Here is a 20,452-nt window from a genome sequence, read left to right as displayed (position 1 = left end):
CCTCCCACAGATCAGTGACACCGTAGGGTGGGCCGGGCGGCGTTCCGTTTTAGCCCACCGCTCCAAAGCACTACCGAACGGACACATCGCATGACCATCCGCGTCCAGGCCCAACCCTTCGACCCCGGCACCGAACTCAACGCCCTGCATGCCGCCAATCTTGGTATCGGCGCGGTAGTCACCTTCGTCGGCTACGTGCGGGATTTCAATGACGGCCGCGACGTCGGTGGCATGTTCCTCGAGCACTTCCCTGGCATGACCGAAAAGGCCCTGGCCAAGATCGCCGACGATGCGCGTGAGCGCTGGCCGCTGCTGGGCATCGAGATCATCCACCGTATCGGTCGCCTGGAGCCGGGCGAGCCCATCGTCTTCGTCGGCACCAGCAGCGCCCATCGCCAGGCATCGTTCGATGCCTGCAACTTCATCATGGATTACCTGAAGACCCGCGCGCCGTTCTGGAAGAAGGAAGACACCCACGAAGGCCCGCGCTGGGTCGAAGGCCGCAGCAGTGACCAGAGCGCCGCCGAGCGCTGGCAGAAACCCTAGGGCTGTAGTGGCCCGGCGCATCCTGCGTCGGCATGAACTCTGCCTACGCCAGCGCCAGGTGTACCCGCAGCGCTATCGGCACCAGCATCAGCAATACGCCCAGGCCCAGCACGCGGACGCCCCATTCGTGCTCGCGAAAGTTGAAGCCGACGCCCAGCAATAGAAAGCCGCCGATCAGCAGCATCAGCATCAGGTGATAGTGGTCCATGGCTCTTCTCCACTTCGCTGTCCTGATTACAGCCTAGTCCCTCCGTCTGGCTTGGGGGTGATCTGGAGCAATCAATGCCTGACTCGATTAGCGACAAACGGCGTCTCGATTGGTCGCTGTCGGGCGTCATGGCCTGCTCCATACTGTGCGCAGTCATCGTCAAGGACCGTCCATGCGCCTGTTCCCCTCACTCCTGCTCGCCGGCCTGCTGGCCGCCACGCCGCTGGTTGCCGCCGAGCGCAGTTTCACCATCCTGCACAGCAACGACTGGCAGTCGCGCCTGCTCGGTTTCGGCCCCAACAACGAATACACCCCGGGAACGGCGAACGATGACGACACCGTCGGCGGGGTCGCACGCCTGGCCACGTTATTGAAGGCGCGCCGCGCCGCAGCTGGTGAAGAACCTGTGCTGCTGCTCGATGGCGGCGACTTCACCATGGGCACGCTGTTTCACACCATCGCTCGCGAGATGGGCAGCGAACTGCGCCTGATGAGCGAGCTGGGCTATGACGCCGCGGTGATCGGCAACCACGAGTTCGATTTTCGTCCGGCAGGCCTGGCAGCGATGATCAGCGCCGCACACAAGGCCAAGGGCGACGCTCTGGTGCCGTTGCTGTCGAGCAACATGCGCTTCGATCCGGCCAGCAAGGCCGACGACAGTCTTCAGGCGCACGTCGAGGCCGGGCGCATCCTGCCGTACAAGCTGATCGAGCGCGGTGGCATCCGTTTCGGCCTGTTCGGGCTGCTCGGCAACGACGCCATGGCAGTCAGCCCGATGATCAAGCCGCTGACCTTCGCCGACCCGGTCGCCACCGCCAGGGAAACCGTGGCCAAGCTGCGCGAGGAGGGCGCCGAAGTGGTCATCCTGCTGTCGCACATGGGCGTCACCCAGCAGGCCGATGGCAGCTGGCGCGGCGAGGACGTGGAGCTGGTCGAGCAGGTACCGGGCATCGACATCGTCGTCGGCGGTCACTCGCATGTGGCCCTGCCGCAGCCGGTGCTGGTGGGCGGACACACCCCGGTGGTACAGGCCGGTTCGGAAATCCAGTACCTCGGCGAACTGCGCATGATCCTCGGCGACGACGGCGTGCCGCGCGTGCGTGACTACCGCCTGCATCCGGTCAACGACAGTATCGTTGGCGACGCTGTCATCACCACCAGGGTGGAAGGTTTCAAACAGGTGGTCAGCGAGCGCATGCTCACGCCCAAGGGCTACCGTTTCGACCAGCCGCTGGCCAAGGTCGAGCAGAGCCTGGGCCGCGATTTCACCGATCAGACCCTGGCCAACCTGGTGACCGATGCGCTGCGTCATGCGGTGGATGCCGACCTGGCCTTCACCGGCAACGGCACCATTCGCGACGACCTGCTCAAGGGCCGCAATGGCGTGCAGGACGTCTCCGACCTGTTCCGCATCGCCCCGCTGGGCATCGGTGAATTCGACGACGAGCCCGGTTATCCGATGATCAAGGCCTACGTCAGCGCGCGCGAAATCAAATCGCTGCTGGAGGTGCTGCTGCTCGCCTATCAACTGCGCGACAGCCAGAGCTACTACCCGCGGGTTGCCGGCGTGCGTTTCACCTACAACCCCTGGCGCGTGCCGTTCGACCGCGTCAGCCGTATCGAGATTGGTGATGCGGTCAACGGCTATCGCGATCTGGACCTCGACGACACGCGCCTCTACAGCATCGGCGCCACCAGCTATGTCGGCAGCTTCACCTGGCTGGTGCCGGAGTTGACCCAGGGTCTGCTCGACGTAATCCCCAAGGACGCCGAGGGCCGCCCGCTGCCGCGTATCGAAGACGCCATCGTCGACCAGGACCCGGCCAGGGCAGGCGTGCAGGAACTCAAGGAGTGGCAGGCGCTGCTCGACCACATTCGTAGCCTGCCGGATCTCGACGGCGATGGCCTGGCCGACATTCCCACCACCGGCGTGGCGGCCGAAGAGCGCATGATCCGCGCGCCCAGCCTGCATCCGGCCGAGCTGTTCCGTCTGGCCGGGCCGCTGCAGTGGGGCGTCAGTGGGGTGATCTTCGCCTGCGTGCTGCTGATTCTCTGGCTGCTCAGTCGCCGGCTGCGGCGCAGGCGTTAGCGCGCAGCGGCGCCGTGCGCCGGTCCTGCTGCATGGCGGTTGCGCCGTGTACTGAGCTGGGCCGGCGCCCCACGATCATCCACGCCCGCAACCTTGCCAAGCATTGCCTGCCTCCGTATGGTGCAAAGCCGACTGATTCGGAAGCTACGCAATGATCGCTCAGCACTGCCTGCTCGGTGACCGTGCTCAACCGTCCAACCCCCGCTCGGATGAATGCTGCGCCACGGGTGCGGCGCTGCCCCTATGAACGCACTCAATCACTCGCGCCCGCTGGCGCTGTTCGGCCTGCTGCTGGCCAACCTCTGCTGGTCCGGCAACGCCCTGGTGGCGCGCGCCTTCGCCGGTGAGATCGCTCCGTTCACCCTGTCGTTCTGGCGCTGGTGCCTGGCGTTGGCGCTGTTGTTGCCCTTCGTCGCGCTGCCGCTGTGGCGTCATCGCGCAGCCCTCTACCATGCGGGCTGGCGTTTGCTGGTGCTCGGCGGCCTGGGGATCGCCGGCTACAACTCGCTGCTCTATAGCGCAGCGCAGACCACCGCGGCGATCAACATTTCGCTGGTCAACACCTGCTTGCCGCTGGTGACCTTCATCGGCGCCGGGCTGCTGCTCAACGAATGGCCGGCGCGCCGCGCCTGGTGGGGCATGCTGGTGGCCGTGGCGGGTTTGGCTGTGCTGATCAGTCACGGCCAGTGGAGCCGCATCACCAGCCTGTCGTTCAACCAGGGCGACCTGATCATGTTGCTGGCGGTGGTCGACTGGGCGTTGTATTCGCTGCTGCTGCGGCGCTGGGCGGCGTACCTGCAACCGATTCCGCCGCTGGCGCTGCTGGGCGTGTTCATCCTGCTCGGCGTGCCGCTGATCCTGCCCTTCTATCTATATGAGTTGAGCCAGGGCGCGCATCTGGCGCTCAACGTCGCCAACCTCTCGGCCGTCGCCTACACCGCGGTATTCGCCTCGCTGCTGGCCTACCTGGCCTGGAACCACGGCATCCGCGTGATCGGTGCGGCCAAGGCGGCGCTGACCAACTACGTGATGCCGGTATTCACCGCGCTGTTGGGCTGGGTGCTGTTGAACGAGAGTCTGCAGGTCTATCACTGGCTGGGCGCCGCGATGATCTTCGGCGGCCTGCTGCTGGCCACGCGGCCAGGCAAAAGCGCCTAGCCGCGCAGGGTGGATCACGCGTCATCGATCCACCGTCCCCGGCGGATGAAAAGAGCGTCATCCGCCCTACGGCGATCCCTTACTCCGGCTTGAGCATCACGAAGGCTTCACCGCCTTCGCGATCATGCATCAGGATGAACGGCTGCCCGGCGATCATCATCTTCACCGGCACCTTGCGCGGCACCGTGGTGCCGGCATTGATCGCCGCCGCGCTGAGCAACTGCCGAGTCAGGCTGTCATCCTGCTGCGGCTCGCTGGTCACCACGCATTCATGGCTGGCCTTCACCTGAATGCTCAGGCTCTTGTCCGCATTGAAGCCGATGGTGGCAAAGCCCATATCGGTCAACTCGGTGATGCCGTGCTGACGCGCGATGCGATGCGCTTCGGCAAAACTCGGCGCCGTTTGCAGGCAGATATCACGAAAGGCCTGCACCACTGGCGAGGTAACCGGCACCGGTGGCTGCGAGCCCAGGTTGGCACAGGCACCGAGAAGGCCAAAGCTGACAAGCAAGGCGAACTTTTTCATCACATCATTCCTTAATGAAGGGTGTTCAGGGTTGCTGGCAAAGATCATGCCCCAGCAACTGCGAGGCCAGCCCTTTGGCGAGATAGGTCTCCACCACACGGCCATCTCTGCACTCGGTCTTGTGGCTGATGGCAAAACCGATGGAAAGCACGACGAATAGCGCCAGGCCGATATTCTGGATGGGCGTCATGACAGGGCTCGTTTGGTAAACAATGGGGCAGGATGAAGAGGCGGGCAGGGGATGGCAAGTGCCAACCTCCCCAATGCCGACATGGCTGATGCGTGTGAGGTTATGGCAGTGTGATGGCAAGATCGCCCAGCATGAAACGTGCAATGATCATCCAGGCAATTGCGCTGATGATACCCAGCACGCTGTAGCCGACGACGATGCCAATCGCGATCTGCTTCCACAGCCCGGCGAAGCGGTTGGGTTCGTTGCGGTAGTGCGTCGGCATGTCACGCTCGGCCCGCAGATCGTCGAAGTCGTCTCTCGCTCTCAAGGTGTTCTCCTGGTTCATGGGCCAGCGCACGGCGGCGCTGCAGCCTGCTGGAGGCGGATTTTCCGGCATCGCCCGACAGCCCCGCAAGCACCGTTCGAGCCGTTGCGAGGTAAGCCGCAGGCTCAGAAACGAGCGATTCAGCGCATCGCCACCAGGGAGGCCTAACCGCTTGATAAAACGTAAATTTATCGATGAACTGGGGTTGACAGCGGTAGGCGAGGCGCGGACAATGCGCGCCGTTGGCTACATAGCTCAGTCGGTTAGAGCGCAGCATTCATAATGCTGATGTCCCAGGTTCAAGTCCCGGTGTAGCCACCATAAATTTCAAGGGGTTAGCGCAAGCTAGCCCCTTTTTATTTGGGCCGGTGTCCCCTTACTGTCCCTTTCTTGTCCCTGCCTAGGCGATAGGCTTGCCGACACAGCGTTCGAAGATCTCAGTCATTACCCGGTAGTCGCAGATCACTGCGTCTATGTTCGCCTGAATCCATTCCCCTTCTTCGACTGCCCACCAACTGATCTCATAACCCGCGTTGATGACGATGTGCTCGAACAGGATTCGCTGTGCCCGTCCGTTACCTTCGCGGAAAGGGTGGATCATGTTCAGATCGCCATAGAGTTCGGCTGCTGCTGTAACCAGTTCAGCGCGAGACAGGCCCTCAAACCAGTCCGCATCGGCTAGCCGCTTGAACAACTTGGCTGATTCGACCTCAATGCGAGCGAGGTTGCAGAAGTGCGTGCTGCCCTTGGATATATCGACGGTACGTAACTCTCCGGCCCAGTCGTAGACGTCCGCGAAGAGCTGTCGGTGAATCTGTTGGAGATAGGGAAGGTCGTACGGAGGTAGGTCGAAATCGATCTTGCTGGCTGCGATCGCGGAGAGGGTGCGCTCTGCTTCATCGAGCGCTCCGTCATTGGTCAGGCCGAGACGGTTAACGAGAACTGTTGAGCCTGGATAACAGTGAGGGTCCTGGCCTGTGCCGTATTTGTCGCGCATCAGGCCTGCCGGGAACGTAACTCGCTCAGTGCGGCCTCACGGGTTGGGAGCTTGCGCTCAGCATCGGCGGCAGTGACCTGAAAACCTTCCAGGCGCAGGCTGGCGGCATAGTTGGACTGACGTGCCTTGGCGCAATAAGCCTTCTTGGCCTGCAGGGATGGGCTTGGCATGGTGGCTACCTCTCTTGCATGACGTCGCTCATTATAGCGGATGCCCCTAGGTAGCGTCTTGCAGCAACGCCAGCGGCGAATGCGTCAGGGCAGTGGCGAAGTGATCGGGCGCGAGGTGTGAATAGCGCATGGTCATCTTGATGTCGCCGTGGCCCAGGATGCGCTGCAGGGTGACGATGTTCCCGCCTTGCATCATGTAGTGACTGGCGAAGGTGTGGCGCAGTATATGGGTCATCTGCCCTGGCGTATGCAGTCCGGTGCGTTCATAGGCCTTGCGGAAGGCTGACCTGCAGGAGCTGAATAGCTTGCCGTTTCCAGGGTAGCCACGCGACAGAATGAGCTTCTCCAGCTCGGCCGGGATCGGCACCGAACGACTTTTGCCATTCTTGGTACGCACGAAGCGCACTTGGCCATTGGCAACCTGGGGCCGGGGCAGGCTTTCAGCTTCATCCCATCGAGCACCGGTAGCCAGGCAGATTTGGGCGACAGGCAGCGTATGGCTGTTGGTCGAAGCGGCGCATTCCTGCAGGACAAGCCGGCATTCATCCAGGGTGAGAAACGCTCGCTCGGTTTCATCCACCTTGAGCTGACGAAGCATGGCCAGCGGGTTTGTCTCATGCCAGACGCCCAGGCGGATCAGCTCATTGAACACGGCTTTCAGGTAGCGGTGTTCATGGTTCACGGTGGCCGGGGTGCAGTCTTTGAGGCGCTGGGTACGGTAGCGGCCAAAGTCCAGGGCGGTGAAGGTGGCGGCAATAGGGTTGCCCAGGGCATGCGCTATGGCCATCGTCCGACTGTAGCGGTAAGGGTCTTTGAGCGTGGAGCCGTGCAGCTCTTGCCACGTATCGACCAGATCGGACAGGCGTTCGCCCGGATCACGGCCACGTTGGCTGTATTGGCGGCGGGTGTCAGATACCCAGCGTTCGGCCTCGCTCTTGGTGCGAAACCCCCGTTTGCGCTTGCGGATACCGGCAGATTTATCGAGCCAGAAATCGACGTCCCAGCCCTTTGGTCCCTTGGTGATCAAACGGCACGCCCCCAACGAACGCTGCGTTCCTCTAGCAAGGCTTTGAGGTGTTTGTAGAGGCGGTCTTCATCGAGACCCTTGGATGCGTAGTGATCGCGGATCACCGGCCAGCAGTCCCATTCCTTGAGGGTGTAAAAAGCTTTTCTAGCGCCCACTCGCTCCCGTGCCAGCAGGCTTACGAAGTTTCCCAGGAAGAGTTCCACGTTCTTGCCGGAGAAGCCCCGCGAGGTCTTGTAGTAGCGCCTGTAGTCGGTGTCATCGAGCAGGGAATCGACCGGCAGATCGACGCGCACGTCGTCACGGATCAGCGTCCAGATCGGGGCGTAGTAGCCTCGACGGGCAAGGTATTTGAACTGGTTCAGGCCGTAGCGCCAAAGGCCGTCCAGATGGCCCGCGAAGGCCGCAAAGGTACGGGTGTCGATCGCTTGCCCGCTCTGCAGGTCTACCGAACCGCTGGCGAACTGCTGGACGATGGAATGGTGGTAACGCAGCTCAACGCGCCATACATCCTGGGTGGGGTCGTAGTTATCCGGGTCGGTTTCGTCGAAGCTGTCACGGCGACGCCAGACACTTTCCCAGTAGTCGAGCTTGTCGGTGGCCCTGGCTTGTTCGGTCTTGTTGTAGATGCAGAGCTGCAGGCCGTTGGCCGAGCCAAACATCGAGGTTTCACCGCGGCCATACACGCTGGATTTCGTGGCCCAGTGCAGTTCGTTGATGCCGGATACATCCCGGTGCGAGCGGGCACGGCAATGCATGTTGCTGACCAGATCGGCGGGAGGCGTCCAGCCCTGCAGATCGAGGGCAAGATGCACCGCGCATTGATTGACCTCGATGTTCGTCAGCACCTGGGAGGCGTAGTGATCCAGGCGGGCCTGCAGGCGCTCGGGCGACAGGTTGTCGATGGCATGGGGTGACACCTCGATTTTCAGGTGTGGGCCGATGTTCTCGACTTTGGCGTTGAAGTTCTTTACCAGCAGCACAAAGCCCAGGTCAGCGTTCTGCAGCTTGTACTGGTAGCCCGAGTCACGGCTAACCCGGCCCGAGTGCCAGCGCTCACCGGCAAAATCGACAATGGCGCCCGGCTTGTCGAACAGGCCCAGGATGTCAGGGCGCAGAAGGCCCTTGTAGAGCTGGCGGACGGTATCGACGCCACAGCGGAGCAGGCGAACGGCAGACAGATCGACAAAGCCGGTCTTGCCGATGTCCAGGAACAAGCGACCATGAGGGGACTCAAGGCCGGTTTGGTTATCAACGCGGAAGAAGTCTTTAACGGCGTCCATTTGATTTCCTGTTATTGAAGGTTTGTCACTCGTTCAACTGCTTGTTATCTGACGTGTTACAGGGACGTCAGCGGGCCGGCGGCGCGCACCCGCGCTCGTGCCTCGCACGCAACCCCACCGCCGGCCCGCATCCTTCATCTGTCACTGTCCAGGCATACGGCGTTGGCTCTTGTGGGCTTTTCCCGGCCACCCAGGAATTGCCCATGGCCGAGAGGATCAGGAACAGGATCAGCGCCAGGAAGGCCGGCAGGGTGTCGGGTGTAGGCGGGAGGAAGTGCAGGCGGGCGCGCCCAGCGTCTGGCTTTGCGGTAGTGCGGCGTTGGGGCTGCTGGCGGGGCTGCTGGCGGGGCTGGAAGATCAACACCAAGGGCTTTGCCCTTGTCATCCCACTCTTGCCGCCGAGGGCTCGGGAGCGCGGGGTGGTGAAGCTACCCCACACTCCCGTTGTCAGGCTGATATTCATGGTGCGGGGTCAAGGGTGCGCTGCGCCCGTGCTTCCGTTCGCCGGGACGGTGAAGCTGTCCCGACGAGCCGGGAGCGCGGCCCCTGACCCGGCGACATCGGTGGAATGGGTCAGGGTCATGCGGCCCAGTACGTTGCCGGAACCATGCCGGTCGCGGTACCGCATCGCCCTGATATTGCAGATGTCTTCAAAGTAGATTTCGTTGGCATGTCGCTTGTTGGAGGCGATCCCCATGCCCAGGAAGTAGGCCTGCTCTTGCACGCCTTCGACCGGCAGAACCACACCCACGATATGCATGCACTGCCAGAAGGACTCGGTGTCACCTTCCCACATCAGTTCCATGAGCACGGTCTGGCCGATATAGCCGACAGCCGTGGTTGCATCCAGGGTGATTCCGCGCTTAGGCATGGCTGTAGTCCCCCTCTTTGAAGTCTTCCTTACCGCTCAGCAGATCGGCGCGGAGCTTGCCCACGTTGACCATGCGAAAGTCGGCAAACGTCAGGCTGGGTAGGGTTCCGTTGTCCACCAGCTCGGCCACTTCATCAGCAGGAATGCCACTGGCGGTGGCGAAGGTCACGATGCTGCAGACGTCGCCCATGGCGGCGCCCAGCGGGACGACGTTGCCGTGCTCCGGGTTGGCCTTATTCATCGACGTAATCCCCCTGCGCGAAGATGGTTTTGCCCTTGGCCAGATCGGCGCGGATTTGGGCGAGGTGGACAAGGCGAGGGCGGCCCATCTTCACGCTGGGGATGGTGCCGCTCTGCATCCAGGCGATCACGGTGTCGGTGGAAACACCGTTCATGGCAGCGAAGGTTTCCTTGCTGCAGGTGAGGGCGTTACGGCAGTCGAGGTAGATGACGCGTTTGCCGTCTACATCGAAGCTGACATCGAAAGGTGGTTCGTTCAGGTGCTGAGTAGTCATTGCCTATCCCTGCCTATGAAATGCTCATAAACTGTGGTTAATGGGTGATTAGTGATTGGTAAATAGTACCAATCACATGATGCGAATATATCGGTGCTGGCAGATAGTTAGTAGCACTATTTACCAATTTAATAGGCGATTTTTGAATGATCAGAGAGCGGCTTATAGCCATTTGGGACTCGAAGGGATTGACTGCTAAGCGGCTCGAGGAGCTGACAGGCATCGACCGCGAGAAGTGGTATGCCCTCAGAGGTGGCAAGCGCCGGGTCAATGGGGACGACATAGAAGCCATCCTGGGTATTACCCCTGAGTACGCACTGTGGCTCGTTTCGGGGAACATTGCGCCAGAGGCAGGGCAGACCAGCCCGGATTACGTCGAAGCAGACCTAAAATTGGCAGGACAAGAAGCGGGCAGCAGGTAACAGCGGAAGTGGCCCGGCGATGGTTCAGCCGAACAACGTGACTCCAGGGAGAAGGACATGGGAAACATCATCGACATGGCGAGCTTCGAGCACCTGCGCCGATCAAACTCCGATGACCGCTACACGTGCCCGAAGACCAACGTAACGTTCCCCCACATCTACAAAGTGCTGGTGCCGGACGGCGATCTGGTGGACGACGTGCCGGTATTCATCGGCACCTACAGCACCGAGTACCGGCTCAAAGAGCCATCGAGCCTTGAGCAACTTCCAGGCTTCCCGCCTTTGACGGCAACAAAGATCAGCACGCTCGATGCTGCTGATGAAATCTATCTCGACGTAATCCACTTCAACAATAAAGACAGAGCGCTTGGCTTCAGGCAGGCCTGTGGGCATCTAGGACTTGAGCCAGAACACGTCCGCTCGTTCAAAGATGAACAAGGCGTGTTCCTATTGCTGCGAAGGGATGATGCTCCCAAGAAGTTAGGGCACATCATCTATCGAAGTAGTGATGTTCAGTACATCCATGGCCTTGGGGCTAAGATGGAATGTGAGTATGTGGCAGCTTTTAGTGTAGAAGGAAATATTGTGCCGATGAATTGCATTGAAGAGTGTGATTCTTAGTCGGTGGTCTGTTTTTATTTCGTTTCTATACCTTTGTCGTATCCCTTGAGGGAGATGGCTCTTCTATATGGCTAGATTCCTCAGGTTTCTCTTGTTGGGCATATGCCGAAATGTAAAGCATTGCATGAAGGGCGCCGCATAGAAAACTTAATGAGCCTTTAAAGGTTGGCTCTTCTTGTAAATGTTTACTACGATTCTCATTGTTTATTTTGATTATTGTTTCTTTTATTTCTTCTGCTTTGCTATGGCTTGGCTCTAATTCGTGGGCAAGCATGTTTCTAAGTTTGTTTATCTGGTTTAGTGAATTCCAGACCCAGTCAAAGGGTAGGCCCTGAACGAGGGGGCCTAACAGCGACCTTGTAAGTAGCATGGTCTGTTTGAACGTGAGGCGAGCCTCTCTTAAGAATAGAGGGTTAGGAACTACCTCTAAACAAAAATCTCTTAACATTTCCTCAATTAAAAGGTGCGCTTTAAGAAGTGCAGATTCGTCGTCTAGATTTTTTTCAAAATGTTTTCTGAATAAGTCACCATGTTTTTCGGAGAAATCTTGCTTCATGCTGGTGTTAGTCCTTCTTGTTAGGGATTATAGAGATAGGAGTCTAGGGGGGCGTATTTTTTGGTATGAGGCCTTATTCTTTGTAGTACTGTTGCATGTTGCCGGCGTCTTTTCCTCGCAGGGTCACATCAACATAATCCCCTCGCTCAACTTGTGCGCGAAAGCGTTTGCCCAATATTTTTCTAGTTGTAGGCGGTATTTTGAGCCACTCCTCTTGTCCGAAAAGCTGATTCAGTCTAAAGGTTCCTGTTCTACGCAGGTCTAGCAGTTGTTCGATGTATTTGTCATATTGCTCAAGGCCTTCTGGAGGCTCTTCTTCTTCAATAATTTCATTATAATCTTGAGAGATTTCAGCTGATGAGGTTTTGTAAGTATTTTCGAGTTGTAGGCTGAGGCTTGATATTTGATTGTTAAAGTGATCAACCTCTTCTTGATGCTTTGATTGCATTTGAGCTAGGCGGCGATATAGCTCTCTAGATTCCTCTACACTCAATAGTCTTTGGTTTTCTTGCTCCTGTTTAATGCTCATTAGCTCCTTTTGCTTCTTTAAGCTGTGCTCATAGACAGGTTTGGCAAGGAATGGATATATATAGATGTATGAAATGGCAAGGAGGGCGGGAATGAGTGCTCCGTTAAAAAAAGTGCCGTTGATGAATATTTCGTAGTTGCTGATTTTTAAGTTTATATTTTTAAAATGATGGTCAATTAATAAGAATTTTTCTTCTGGGCTGGGTGGGGTGGAGGAGAATAAAATTAGAAAAAAACGGTAATTCCACAACACCCAAGCGGAAAAAAAAGCTCCAGTTAATGGGCTTACAGCGCGGTCGTATAGATAGGCTTTTATTGATGTTAGGATGTCTTGCATTTATTTGCTGAGCTCAATTAGAAAAAAGGGACAGATTTATTTTCTACCAGAGCCATATCAGGGATAGATGCTCTGGAAGTCCGCAACGGTGAATCCGTTCAAGCGCTTGTTTCCGACCAATATGACGGGCACGCCATTGCCGCCAATTGCGTCATAGGCTTTGCGGGCGTTCTGGTTCTTCTCGACGTCGTATTCGACGAAACTGATGCCGTTGCTCCGGAAGTACTGGCGGGCCTGCTTGCAGTAGCCGCACCAGGCGGCGGAATACATGATGACGCGCTTCGATGTCGCGCCCTGAGTGGGCGTGAAGGATTCGTAGCTGACGCTTTCGTAGGAATTGATCTTGATCGAGAGCTGCTCAGCTTGGTCCTTGTCTTTTGGCTTGTCGCCGAAGTGGACGCGCCCGTTCTCATCCGTCCACTTGTAGATTTCCGCAGAGCAGATCAGCGGCAGGATGGCGATCAGGGCAAGGAGGAATCGGGTCATGCGGCAGCTTCCATGCAGGGGAGGGCGTGCTGGCTGATCCAGGAGCGCCACGGTTCAGGCAAAAGAGGTGTCCCCTTTCTGCCTCAAAACACCATGCAATGGATACTAGCCAATAGCCGGCACGGGCGAAAGCCCCGTTTTTACAGGCGTCCAGCTTCTACCGAAGGAGGTGGCGCTTTTTCATAATCCCCAACTCTCGCTAGCCCAACCCAACAACTCCCTCACCCCAAAAACAACAAAACCCCGCTTTCGCGGGGTTCTGTCTATGCGCCGTTAACGATCAAACGTTAAAGCGGAAGTGCATCACGTCGCCGTCTTTGACGATGTAGTCCTTGCCTTCCAGGCGCCATTTGCCGGCTTCCTTGGCACCGGCTTCGCCCTTGTACTGGATGAAGTCGTTGTAGGCGATGACTTCGGCGCGGATGAAGCCTTTTTCGAAGTCGGTGTGGATCGCGGCAGCCGATTGCGGGGCGGTGGCGCCGACTTTGACGGTCCAGGCACGCACTTCCTTCACGCCAGCGGTGAAGTAGGTCTGCAGGTTGAGCAGCGAGTAACCGGCGCGGATTACGCGGTTCAGGCCAGGCTCTTCCATGCCCATGGTTTCGAGGAACATCTGCATTTCTTCGAGATCGTCCAGTTCGGCGATTTCGGCCTCGATCTTGTTGCACACCGGCACGACGATGGCGCCTTCCGCTTCGGCGATGGCGTTGACCACGTCGAGGTGCGGGTTGTTCTCGAAGCCGTCTTCGGCGACGTTGGCGATGTACATCACCGGTTTGGTGGTGAGCAGGTGGAAGGTCTTGGCCAGGCGCTTCTCTTCGTCACCCAGGTCTTTGAGCAGGCTGCGTGCCGGCTTGCCTTCGGTGAGGTGGGGGATGAGCTTTTCCAGCAGGGCCTTCTGCGCCACTGATTCCTTGTCGCCACCCTTGGCGGTGCGGGCAACGCGCTGCAGTTGCTTTTCGCTGCTGTCGAGGTCGGCCATGATCAGTTCGAGGTCGATGATCTCGATGTCACGCTTGGGGTCGACGCTGTTGGCGACGTGAATGACGTTCTCGTCTTCGAAGCAGCGCACGACGTGGGCGATGGCGTCGGTCTCGCGGATGTTGGCGAGGAACTTGTTGCCCAGGCCTTCACCTTTCGACGCACCGGCTACCAGGCCGGCGATGTCGACGAATTCCATGGTGGTGGGGATCACCCGCTCGGGTTTGACGATCTCGGCCAGGGCATCCAGGCGCGGGTCGGGCATGGGCACGATGCCGCTGTTCGGCTCGATGGTGCAGAAGGGGAAGTTCTCTGCGGCGATGCCGGACTTGGTGAGGGCGTTGAACAGGGTGGACTTGCCGACGTTGGGCAGGCCGACGATGCCGCAGTTGAATCCCATGGTGTGTCCCTCGGGGGAAAGGTGGTTACTTGGTGGCCTTCTGGCTATGCAGGTTGCGCATGGCCACGGTCCAGTCGCCGGCGAGTATTTCCGGCAGGACGTCCAAGGCGAAGTCGATGCTCTTGTCGAGCAGTTCCTGTTCGCCGCGTGGGGCGCGCCCGAGCACGTAGCCGGATACCAGGCTGGCGTGCCCCGGGTGGCCAATGCCGAGCCGCAGGCGATGGAAGTTATTCTGGTTGCCGAGCTGGGCGATGATGTCGCGCAGGCCGTTGTGGCCGCCGTGGCCGCCGCCCTGTTTGAGCTTGGCGACGCCGGGTGGCATGTCGAGTTCGTCGTGGGCCACCAGGATCTCTTCGGGTTTGATCTTGAAGAAATTGGCCAATGCCGCCACGGACTGGCCGCTGCGGTTCATGTAGGTGGTGGGGATGAGCAGACGAACTTCGCGCCCCTGGTGGTTGAACTTGCCCACCAGGCCGAAATACTTGCGATCTACGCTGAGGTTGACGCGCTGACTGGCGGCCACGCGCTCAACGAAAAGGGCCCCTGCATTGTGCCGGGTCTGGTCGTATTCGGGGCCAGGGTTACCCAGGCCAACGATCAGTTGTACGGCAGTCATACAGGAGCCCTTTCGAGAACATGGCCCGGCGTGATCGCATGCCGGGCCAGCTACTGACGATTACTCGGCAGTGCCTTCGCCGGCAGCTTCTTCACGAACGCGCGGCAGGTGGATGCTGGCTACCGGCAGGTCACTGCCGTGGGCCAGAGCAACCAGCTCGACGCCTTTCGGCAGTTTGATGTCGGACAGGTGAACGGTCTGGTCAACAGCGACCTTGGCCATGTCGACTTCGATGAATTCCGGCAGGTCTTTCGGCAGGCAGGAAACTTCGACTTCGTTCAGGGCGTGCAGGACTTCGCCGCCGCCTTGCTTGACGCCAACAGCGCTGGCTTCGTTGATGAAGTGCAGCGGTACGTGGGCGCTCAGTTTCTGGCCGGCAACGACGCGAACGAAGTCAGCGTGCAGTACGAAGCCTTTGGCCGGGTGGCGCTGCAGGGCTTTGATCAGGACGCTTTCTTTGGTACCGGCAACGTCCAGGCTCAGAACGTGGCTGAAGGCAGCTTCGTTTTCCAGCAGCTTGGCCAGGTCTTTGGCCAGCAGGCTGATGGATTGCGGGGCTTTTTCGCCGCCGTAGATTACGGCAGGCACCATGGACACGTTACGACGCAGGCGGCGGCTCGCACCTTTCCCCAGGTCGGAACGCACTTCGGCATTCAGGGCAAATTCAACAGTCATTTCACTTCTCCAAAATAACCAAACCGCCGTACGGCTTGCGACCAGCCTCGGGCGGTAGGGCAAAAAGCCCCGCACAAGGCGGGGCGCTTAACGTCAGCGGGTTCCTTAGCGGAACATCGCGCTGATCGATTCTTCGTTGCTGATGCGGCGAACCGCTTCGGCGACGACCGGGGCAATGTCGAGCTGGCGAATGCGCGAGCAGGACTGTGCCGCAGCGGACAGCGGGATGGTGTTGGTCACCACCAGCTCGTCCAGGACGGAATTCTCGATGTTCTCGATGGCGCGGCCGGACAGCACCGGGTGGGTGCAGTAGGCGTAGACCTTGGCGGCACCGCGCTCTTTCAGCGCTTTGGCGGCGTGGCAGAGGGTACCGGCGGTGTCGACCATGTCGTCGACCAGGATGCAGGTACGGCCTTCTACGTCACCGATGATGTGCATCACTTCGGACTGGTTGGCCTTCTCACGACGCTTGTCGATGATCGCCAGGTCGACGCCCAGGCTCTTGGCCACGGCGCGGGCACGAACGACGCCACCGATATCGGGGGAGACGATCATCAGGTTGTCGAAGCGCTGGTCTTCGATGTCGTCGACCAGGACCGGGGAACCGTAGATGTTGTCCACCGGAATGTCGAAGAAGCCCTGGATCTGGTCAGCGTGCAGGTCGACGGTCAGCACGCGGTCGATACCGACCACGGTGAGCATGTCGGCAACCACTTTGGCGCTGATCGCCACGCGTGCGGAACGCGGACGGCGATCCTGGCGGGCGTAACCGAAGTAGGGGATGACCGCAGTGATGCGGGTGGCCGAGGAACGGCGGAAGGCGTCAGCCATCACTACCAGTTCCATCAGGTTGTCGTTGGTGGGCGCACAGGTCGGCTGAATCAGGAAGACGTCCTTACCGCGAACGTTCTCGTTGATTTCGATCATGACTTCGCCGTCGGAGAACTTACCGACCGAAGCATCGCCGAGGGGAATGTGCAGCTGACGAACGATCCGTCGCGCCAGATCGGGGTTTGCGTTCCCCGTGAAGACCATCATCTTGGACACGCGCAGTACCTGCCGGCTGAGGGTATACCTGGATGGGTATGGAAAATGGCAGGGGCGGCTGGATTCGAACCAACGCATGCCAGGATCAAAACCTGGTGCCTTACCGCTTGGCGACGCCCCTATATTCTGTGTCGAACGCTTTTTGAATCGGTTGCCGATGCCTCCCAGAAGAGGTTATGGCAGGGGCGGCTGGATTCGAACCAACGCATGCCAGGATCAAAACCTGGTGCCTTACCGCTTGGCGACGCCCCTGTATCGTATAACCGAATGCTGAGCATTCACTTCTTGGCCAGTGCTTGGAGCTTGCGGTGCAGCATCGAGATGTTGCGACCTTGAGCGACAAAGCTCGGCAGAGTGCCTGGAAGTTGGCGGGCGACTTTATCAGCATCGTCCTGATTTGGGAAGCTCCCAAATACGCAAGCTCCAGTGCCGGTCAATCTAGCTGGAACAAATTTGTTCAGCAAGATCAAAGCGTTACGAACTTCTGGGTAACGCTTCTCTACAACCGGCTGGCAGTCGTTTCGACCACCCCCCGCAAGAAGGCTGCGAACTTTAATGGGCGGCGTATCCCGTGTCAACTCGGGCGAGCCGAAAACTTCTGCTGTGCTTACAAAGACTTGCGGCACGGCGACGAGGAACCAGGGTTCGTCCAGTTGCACCGGGGTCAGATGCTCGCCAACGCCCTCGGCAAAAGCAGCGCGGCCGCGCACGAATACCGGCACGTCGGCGCCCAGCGCCAGGCCCAGTTCGGCCAGGCGATCTTCGCCCAGTTGGGTGTGCCACAGGTGGTCGAGGCCAACCAGGGTGGTGGCGGCATCCGAGCTGCCACCACCGATGCCGCCGCCCATCGGCAGGCGCTTGTCCAGCCAGATATCGGCGCCCAGTGCGGTGCCTGAAGCTTCCTGCAGCCTTTTGGCTGCACGCACGATCAGGTTGCTGTCATGCGGCACGCCTTCGATGGGCGTGTGCAGATGGATTTCGCCATCCTGGCGCACGCTGAAGCCGAGCTCGTCGCCATGTTCGAGAAACTGAAACAGGGTCTGCAGTTCGTGATAGCCGTCGGCGCGGCGGCCGAGGATATGCAGCATCAGGTTGAGCTTGGCAGGGGCGGGCAGGATCAGTTCGGCGTGTGCGGGAATGGCGGTCATGGTCGGGGCAGGGGCGTCGTTGTGAGGCATGTGGCGATTGTATGCGGGAAATGCATCGGCAGGTGGCAGAGGAGCCTCGCGGCTGAAGCCGCTCCTACAAAAAATGCAGCCCTCCCTGTAGGAGCGGCTTTAGCCGCGAAATGTTCGGTTGAAACGCCGGGCCAGCGGGGAGGTTGCCGATGCGTTCGCGGCTGAAGCCCCTCCCACAGGGAATGTGGTCGCCTACTGCCCCAACTGACGCGGCTGCCAGTCCTTGATCACCAGGGTCACTTCCAGGTCCTGGCCGTAGAGCTTCATGCGCTCCGGCAGGGTGTAGCCGTTCTGTTCGGTATAGCGCTGGTATTCGACCTTCCAGCCGTCCTGTTCCAGCTGCGCCAGGTGGCTCTTGCCGTCGAGGGTGATGCGGCTACGGCTTTGCGGAGCAGGTAGGCCGCGAATCCACCAGAGCAGGTTGGAGACCGGCAGGTCCAGGCGCAGTTGCTCGCGTAGCAGGGCTTCCGGCGATTCGGCGCGGTAGCGGCCACGGTTGGCCACTTCCAGCAGGATGTCACCCGGGCGACCGGTCAGGCGTGCGGCACCGCCACCGAGCGGGCCGGACAGGCGAATGTCGTAGTAATCCTGGCGCTGCAGCCAGAACAGCGTGGCACTGCCGGAGTCACGCGGGGCGCGGATGCCGATCTTGCCGTTGATCTGCCAGCCGTCGAGCTTGGCGATCTGCTCTTTGTGGGCTTTCCATGTGGCCGGATCACCCTGGCCTTCCAGCGCTTCGTGCGAGGTCAGGCCGGCGCAACCGGTCAGCAGGGCGATGAGGCTGAATACGAGGAGCTGACGAAGCATCAAAGAGTCTCGGAACCGGTCAGGCGCAACAGGGTGTCGCGCAGGATGGTGCTGTCGGGCGTTGCGTTCAGGGCATCGCGCCAGACGCTGCGGGCTTCACGCTGCTTGCCCTGGGCCCAGAGCACTTCGCCGAGGTGGGCGGCGACTTCGTGGTCGGGGAATTTCTCCAGGGCCTGGCGCAGCAGGCGCTCGGCCTCGTCGAGGTTGCCCAGGCGGTAGTTGACCCAGCCGAGGCTGTCGAGAATCGCCGGGTCGTCCGGGTTGAGCTGGTGCGCCTTGGCGATCAGGTCGCGTGCTTCTGCGTAGCGCGTGGTGCGGTCGGCCAGGGTGTAGCCAAGGGCGTTGAGGGCCATGGCGTGTTCCGGCTCGCGCTCGATGATGTAGCGCAGGTCGGTTTCCAGCTGCGCCAGGTCATCGCGCTTTTCCGCCAGCATGGCGCGGGTGTAGAGCAGGTTCAGGTCGTTGGGATACTGCTCCAGGCCGTCGTTGATCACTTTCCAGGCGGAGTCGATCTGACGGTTGTTGCTCAGGCCTTCGGCTTCGATCAGATACAGCTGGATGGCGTAGTCGGGCTGTGCATCGCGAGCCTGGGCCAGGCGTGCGCTGGCTTCGTCGTTGCGCTGCTGGGCGAACAGCAGCTCGGCCTGGCGTTGCTGGGCCGGCAGGTAGTCGTTGCTCGGGCCGACCAGGTTGTATTCCAGCAGGGCGCTGTCGTTATCGTTCAGCTCTTCGTAAGCGCGGCCCAGGTTGTAGTGCGCGGCATCGACATGGCTGCGGCGTTCGACCAGCTCTTCCAGGTAGACGATGGCTTCTTCCCAGGCTTCGGCTTCCAGGCAGACCAGCGCCAGGGAGAAGCGCAGGTCGTCGTCGTTGGGGTTTTCCTGCACCAGCTTGGAGAACTCGCCCTTGGCGTCGTCGAGGCGATCCTGCTCGACCAGCAGGCGTGCGTAGGTCAGGCGCAGGCGCTTGTCGTCGGGGTTCTTGCGGATGCCCTTCTGCAGCAGCGGCAGGGCCTCGTCGCCACGGCCGAGGCTTTGCAGCAGGCGCGCGCGCAGCAGGATCGGAGAAACCTGGTCGGCACTGGCCGGGCTGTCTTCGAGCAGCTCCAGGGCTTCTTCGGCGCGGCCGTCCTGTTGCAGGAGGATGGCCTTGCCGAACAGCAGTTGGCTGTTGTCCGGGTTCTTGCTGAGCAGGCGGTCGAAGCCTTGCAGCAGGCCGGCGCGGGTGTCCGGGTCGGTTTCCGCAGCGGAGAGGGCGAGGAAGTCGAAGTGCGTATCGCCCTGGCGCTGCAGCACCTGCTCCATGTAGGTCATGGATTCGTCGTAGCGGCCGGCGCGGGCCAGCTGCACGGCGGCGGCACGTTGCGCGTCGATGTTGCTCGGCGCGTTGGTCGCCCAGATCAGCGCGCTTTCCAGTGCCGCTTGCTCGGCGCCGAGGTATTCGGCAATGCGGAAGGCACGCTCGGCGACGCCGGCATCGCCAGTGGCCTGCGCCTGCTGCACGTAGTTGCCGAGGGCGATGTCGAAGCGGTTGCGCTGTCCGGCCAGCTCGGCGGTGAGCAGGGCGAACAGGGTTTCCTGGCTGAACGAGCCGTATTCGCTCGGTTGCAGCTGAGTGGTCTGGTCGGCTTCCTGCACCGGTGGCGTGCCATCCGGCTCGCTGGGGGCGAAGGTTTGGCAGCCGCTGAGAAGAGCAATTGCGGTAACTAACGCGAGGGGTCTGTTCATAGTGCCTTGTCGTGCGTTATTCCGGGGCGAGGGCCGTGCTGGCTCGTGCCCTGCGACGTTCGCGGCATCATGACACAAGCCTTTGAGCAAGCCCACTGGCCAGGACGATGCGGCGAACTGTCTATTGGGACAATAGGTCGCGGGAGTTGTTCTCTCCGGGGCGAAGTAGGACAATTGCCGGCTCTCG

Annotated in this window: 25 protein-coding genes and 3 tRNA genes; 5 read left to right on the top strand and 23 right to left on the bottom strand. The window is 60.2% G+C overall.

What is annotated here, in order from left to right; all coding sequences use genetic code 11:
* The first annotated feature begins 90 nt into the window (after positions 1-90).
* A complete protein-coding gene (gene moaE, locus ACN8M7_RS00880) occupies positions 91-546 on the top strand; it encodes a molybdopterin synthase catalytic subunit MoaE (protein WP_490259469.1) in 456 nt (151 codons plus the stop codon).
* A 43-nt stretch (positions 547-589) separates the two neighbouring features.
* On the opposite strand, the gene ACN8M7_RS00875 is transcribed toward moaE, so the two are convergent.
* Positions 590-754: a hypothetical protein gene (locus ACN8M7_RS00875; RefSeq protein ID WP_003459472.1), complete on the bottom strand. Its 165-nt coding sequence runs from the start codon at positions 752-754 to the stop codon at positions 590-592.
* Between the two features lie 172 nt (positions 755-926).
* Here ACN8M7_RS00875 and ACN8M7_RS00870 point away from each other — a divergent pair, with 172 nt between their 5' ends.
* Together ACN8M7_RS00870 and ACN8M7_RS00865 are read left to right on the top strand one after the other, a co-directional pair.
* Positions 927-2,843: a bifunctional metallophosphatase/5'-nucleotidase gene (locus ACN8M7_RS00870; RefSeq protein WP_490259468.1), complete on the top strand. Its 1,917-nt coding sequence runs from the start codon at positions 927-929 to the stop codon at positions 2,841-2,843.
* Between the two features lie 243 nt (positions 2,844-3,086).
* The gene (locus ACN8M7_RS00865; protein WP_490259467.1) at positions 3,087-4,001 is read left to right on the top strand and encodes a DMT family transporter; all 915 of its coding nucleotides are present in this window, start codon (positions 3,087-3,089) and stop codon (positions 3,999-4,001) included.
* Between the two features lie 79 nt (positions 4,002-4,080).
* Here ACN8M7_RS00865 and ACN8M7_RS00860 read toward each other — a convergent pair whose 3' ends face one another.
* The 3 genes from ACN8M7_RS00860 to ACN8M7_RS00850 all read right to left on the bottom strand — a co-directional run bounded on the left by ACN8M7_RS00860 (position 4,081) and on the right by ACN8M7_RS00850 (position 5,045).
* Positions 4,081-4,527 (bottom strand): hypothetical protein, encoded by a 447-nt coding sequence (locus ACN8M7_RS00860; RefSeq protein WP_490259466.1) that lies wholly within the window; start codon positions 4,525-4,527, stop codon positions 4,081-4,083.
* A gap of 25 nt (positions 4,528-4,552) precedes the next feature.
* Positions 4,553-4,717 carry a hypothetical protein gene (locus tag ACN8M7_RS00855; RefSeq protein WP_490259465.1) on the bottom strand — a complete coding sequence of 55 codons (165 nt, stop codon included), beginning with the start codon at positions 4,715-4,717 and terminating at the stop codon, positions 4,553-4,555.
* A 100-nt stretch (positions 4,718-4,817) separates the two neighbouring features.
* Positions 4,818-5,045: a hypothetical protein gene (locus tag ACN8M7_RS00850; RefSeq protein WP_490259464.1), complete on the bottom strand. Its 228-nt coding sequence runs from the start codon at positions 5,043-5,045 to the stop codon at positions 4,818-4,820.
* Between the two features lie 223 nt (positions 5,046-5,268).
* Between ACN8M7_RS00850 and ACN8M7_RS00845 the strand changes: the two genes are divergently transcribed.
* Positions 5,269-5,345: transfer RNA gene (locus ACN8M7_RS00845), tRNA-Met, on the top strand.
* 79 nt (positions 5,346-5,424) lie between these two features.
* Here ACN8M7_RS00845 and ACN8M7_RS00840 read toward each other — a convergent pair.
* The 7 genes from ACN8M7_RS00840 to ACN8M7_RS00810 all read right to left on the bottom strand — a co-directional run bounded on the left by ACN8M7_RS00840 (position 5,425) and on the right by ACN8M7_RS00810 (position 9,884).
* The gene (locus ACN8M7_RS00840) at positions 5,425-6,021 is read right to left on the bottom strand and encodes a putative adenosine monophosphate-protein transferase Fic (protein WP_490259463.1); all 597 of its coding nucleotides are present in this window, start codon (positions 6,019-6,021) and stop codon (positions 5,425-5,427) included.
* Positions 6,021-6,191, bottom strand: coding sequence for a YhfG family protein (locus ACN8M7_RS00835; RefSeq protein WP_406668482.1), 171 nt, complete (start codon positions 6,189-6,191; stop codon positions 6,021-6,023). The genes ACN8M7_RS00840 and ACN8M7_RS00835 overlap by 1 nt, the downstream gene beginning before the upstream one ends.
* Positions 6,192-6,237: 46 nt before the next feature.
* Positions 6,238-7,218, bottom strand: coding sequence for a phage integrase (locus tag ACN8M7_RS00830; protein WP_490259462.1), 981 nt, complete (start codon positions 7,216-7,218; stop codon positions 6,238-6,240).
* Positions 7,215-8,498 carry a hypothetical protein gene (locus tag ACN8M7_RS00825; RefSeq protein WP_490259461.1) on the bottom strand — a complete coding sequence of 428 codons (1,284 nt, stop codon included), beginning with the start codon at positions 8,496-8,498 and terminating at the stop codon, positions 7,215-7,217. Before ACN8M7_RS00825 ends, ACN8M7_RS00830 begins: the two co-directional genes overlap by 4 nt.
* A 472-nt stretch (positions 8,499-8,970) precedes the next feature.
* Positions 8,971-9,369: a hypothetical protein gene (locus ACN8M7_RS00820; RefSeq protein WP_490259460.1), complete on the bottom strand. Its 399-nt coding sequence runs from the start codon at positions 9,367-9,369 to the stop codon at positions 8,971-8,973.
* Positions 9,362-9,610 (bottom strand): hypothetical protein, encoded by a 249-nt coding sequence (locus tag ACN8M7_RS00815; RefSeq protein ID WP_490259459.1) that lies wholly within the window; start codon positions 9,608-9,610, stop codon positions 9,362-9,364. Before ACN8M7_RS00815 ends, ACN8M7_RS00820 begins: the two co-directional genes overlap by 8 nt.
* Positions 9,603-9,884: a MerR family transcriptional regulator gene (locus ACN8M7_RS00810; RefSeq protein WP_059390567.1), complete on the bottom strand. Its 282-nt coding sequence runs from the start codon at positions 9,882-9,884 to the stop codon at positions 9,603-9,605. Before ACN8M7_RS00810 ends, ACN8M7_RS00815 begins: the two co-directional genes overlap by 8 nt.
* 479 nt (positions 9,885-10,363) lie before the next feature.
* Here ACN8M7_RS00810 and ACN8M7_RS00805 point away from each other — a divergent pair, with 479 nt between their 5' ends.
* The gene (locus tag ACN8M7_RS00805) at positions 10,364-10,927 is read left to right on the top strand and encodes a hypothetical protein (protein WP_490259458.1); all 564 of its coding nucleotides are present in this window, start codon (positions 10,364-10,366) and stop codon (positions 10,925-10,927) included.
* A gap of 25 nt (positions 10,928-10,952) precedes the next feature.
* Here ACN8M7_RS00805 and ACN8M7_RS00800 read toward each other — a convergent pair whose 3' ends face one another.
* From ACN8M7_RS00800 to ACN8M7_RS00745, 12 genes are all read right to left on the bottom strand, one after another.
* Complete coding sequence (locus ACN8M7_RS00800; RefSeq protein WP_490259457.1) at positions 10,953-11,483, bottom strand: hypothetical protein; 531 nt, start codon at positions 11,481-11,483, stop codon at positions 10,953-10,955.
* Between the two features lie 73 nt (positions 11,484-11,556).
* Entirely contained in the window at positions 11,557-12,348 is a 792-nt protein-coding gene (locus ACN8M7_RS00795; RefSeq protein WP_490259456.1) for a DUF1413 domain-containing protein, read from the bottom strand.
* 57 nt (positions 12,349-12,405) lie between these two features.
* The gene (locus tag ACN8M7_RS00790; protein ID WP_490259455.1) at positions 12,406-12,834 is read right to left on the bottom strand and encodes a glutaredoxin domain-containing protein; all 429 of its coding nucleotides are present in this window, start codon (positions 12,832-12,834) and stop codon (positions 12,406-12,408) included.
* Positions 12,835-13,114: 280 nt separating this feature from the next.
* Entirely contained in the window at positions 13,115-14,215 is a 1,101-nt protein-coding gene (gene ychF / locus ACN8M7_RS00785; protein WP_490259454.1) for a redox-regulated ATPase YchF, read from the bottom strand.
* A gap of 25 nt (positions 14,216-14,240) precedes the next feature.
* Positions 14,241-14,831 (bottom strand): aminoacyl-tRNA hydrolase, encoded by a 591-nt coding sequence (gene pth / locus ACN8M7_RS00780; RefSeq protein WP_490259453.1) that lies wholly within the window; start codon positions 14,829-14,831, stop codon positions 14,241-14,243.
* Positions 14,832-14,891: 60 nt separating this feature from the next.
* Positions 14,892-15,506, bottom strand: coding sequence for a 50S ribosomal protein L25/general stress protein Ctc (locus ACN8M7_RS00775; RefSeq protein WP_490259452.1), 615 nt, complete (start codon positions 15,504-15,506; stop codon positions 14,892-14,894).
* A gap of 105 nt (positions 15,507-15,611) precedes the next feature.
* Positions 15,612-16,553 carry a ribose-phosphate pyrophosphokinase gene (locus tag ACN8M7_RS00770; RefSeq protein ID WP_003244667.1) on the bottom strand — a complete coding sequence of 314 codons (942 nt, stop codon included), beginning with the start codon at positions 16,551-16,553 and terminating at the stop codon, positions 15,612-15,614.
* Between the two features lie 46 nt (positions 16,554-16,599).
* Positions 16,600-16,674: transfer RNA gene (locus tag ACN8M7_RS00765), tRNA-Gln, on the bottom strand.
* Between the two features lie 56 nt (positions 16,675-16,730).
* A tRNA-Gln gene (locus tag ACN8M7_RS00760) sits at positions 16,731-16,805 on the bottom strand.
* A 26-nt stretch (positions 16,806-16,831) separates the two neighbouring features.
* Entirely contained in the window at positions 16,832-17,701 is an 870-nt protein-coding gene (ispE, locus tag ACN8M7_RS00755) for a 4-(cytidine 5'-diphospho)-2-C-methyl-D-erythritol kinase (protein ID WP_490259451.1), read from the bottom strand.
* A gap of 222 nt (positions 17,702-17,923) precedes the next feature.
* Entirely contained in the window at positions 17,924-18,541 is a 618-nt protein-coding gene (lolB, locus tag ACN8M7_RS00750; protein ID WP_490259450.1) for a lipoprotein insertase outer membrane protein LolB, read from the bottom strand.
* A complete protein-coding gene (locus tag ACN8M7_RS00745) occupies positions 18,538-20,265 on the bottom strand; it encodes a tetratricopeptide repeat protein (protein ID WP_061242101.1) in 1,728 nt (575 codons plus the stop codon). Before ACN8M7_RS00745 ends, lolB begins: the two co-directional genes overlap by 4 nt.
* Between the last annotated feature and the right edge of the window lie 187 nt (positions 20,266-20,452).

This window comes from Pseudomonas spartinae (genome assembly GCF_965197125.1).
Classification (GTDB): domain Bacteria; phylum Pseudomonadota; class Gammaproteobacteria; order Pseudomonadales; family Pseudomonadaceae; genus Aquipseudomonas; species Aquipseudomonas composti_A.
Note: the sequence above shows the minus strand (reverse complement) of the source record. Positions and strands in the feature narration are given on the sequence as shown.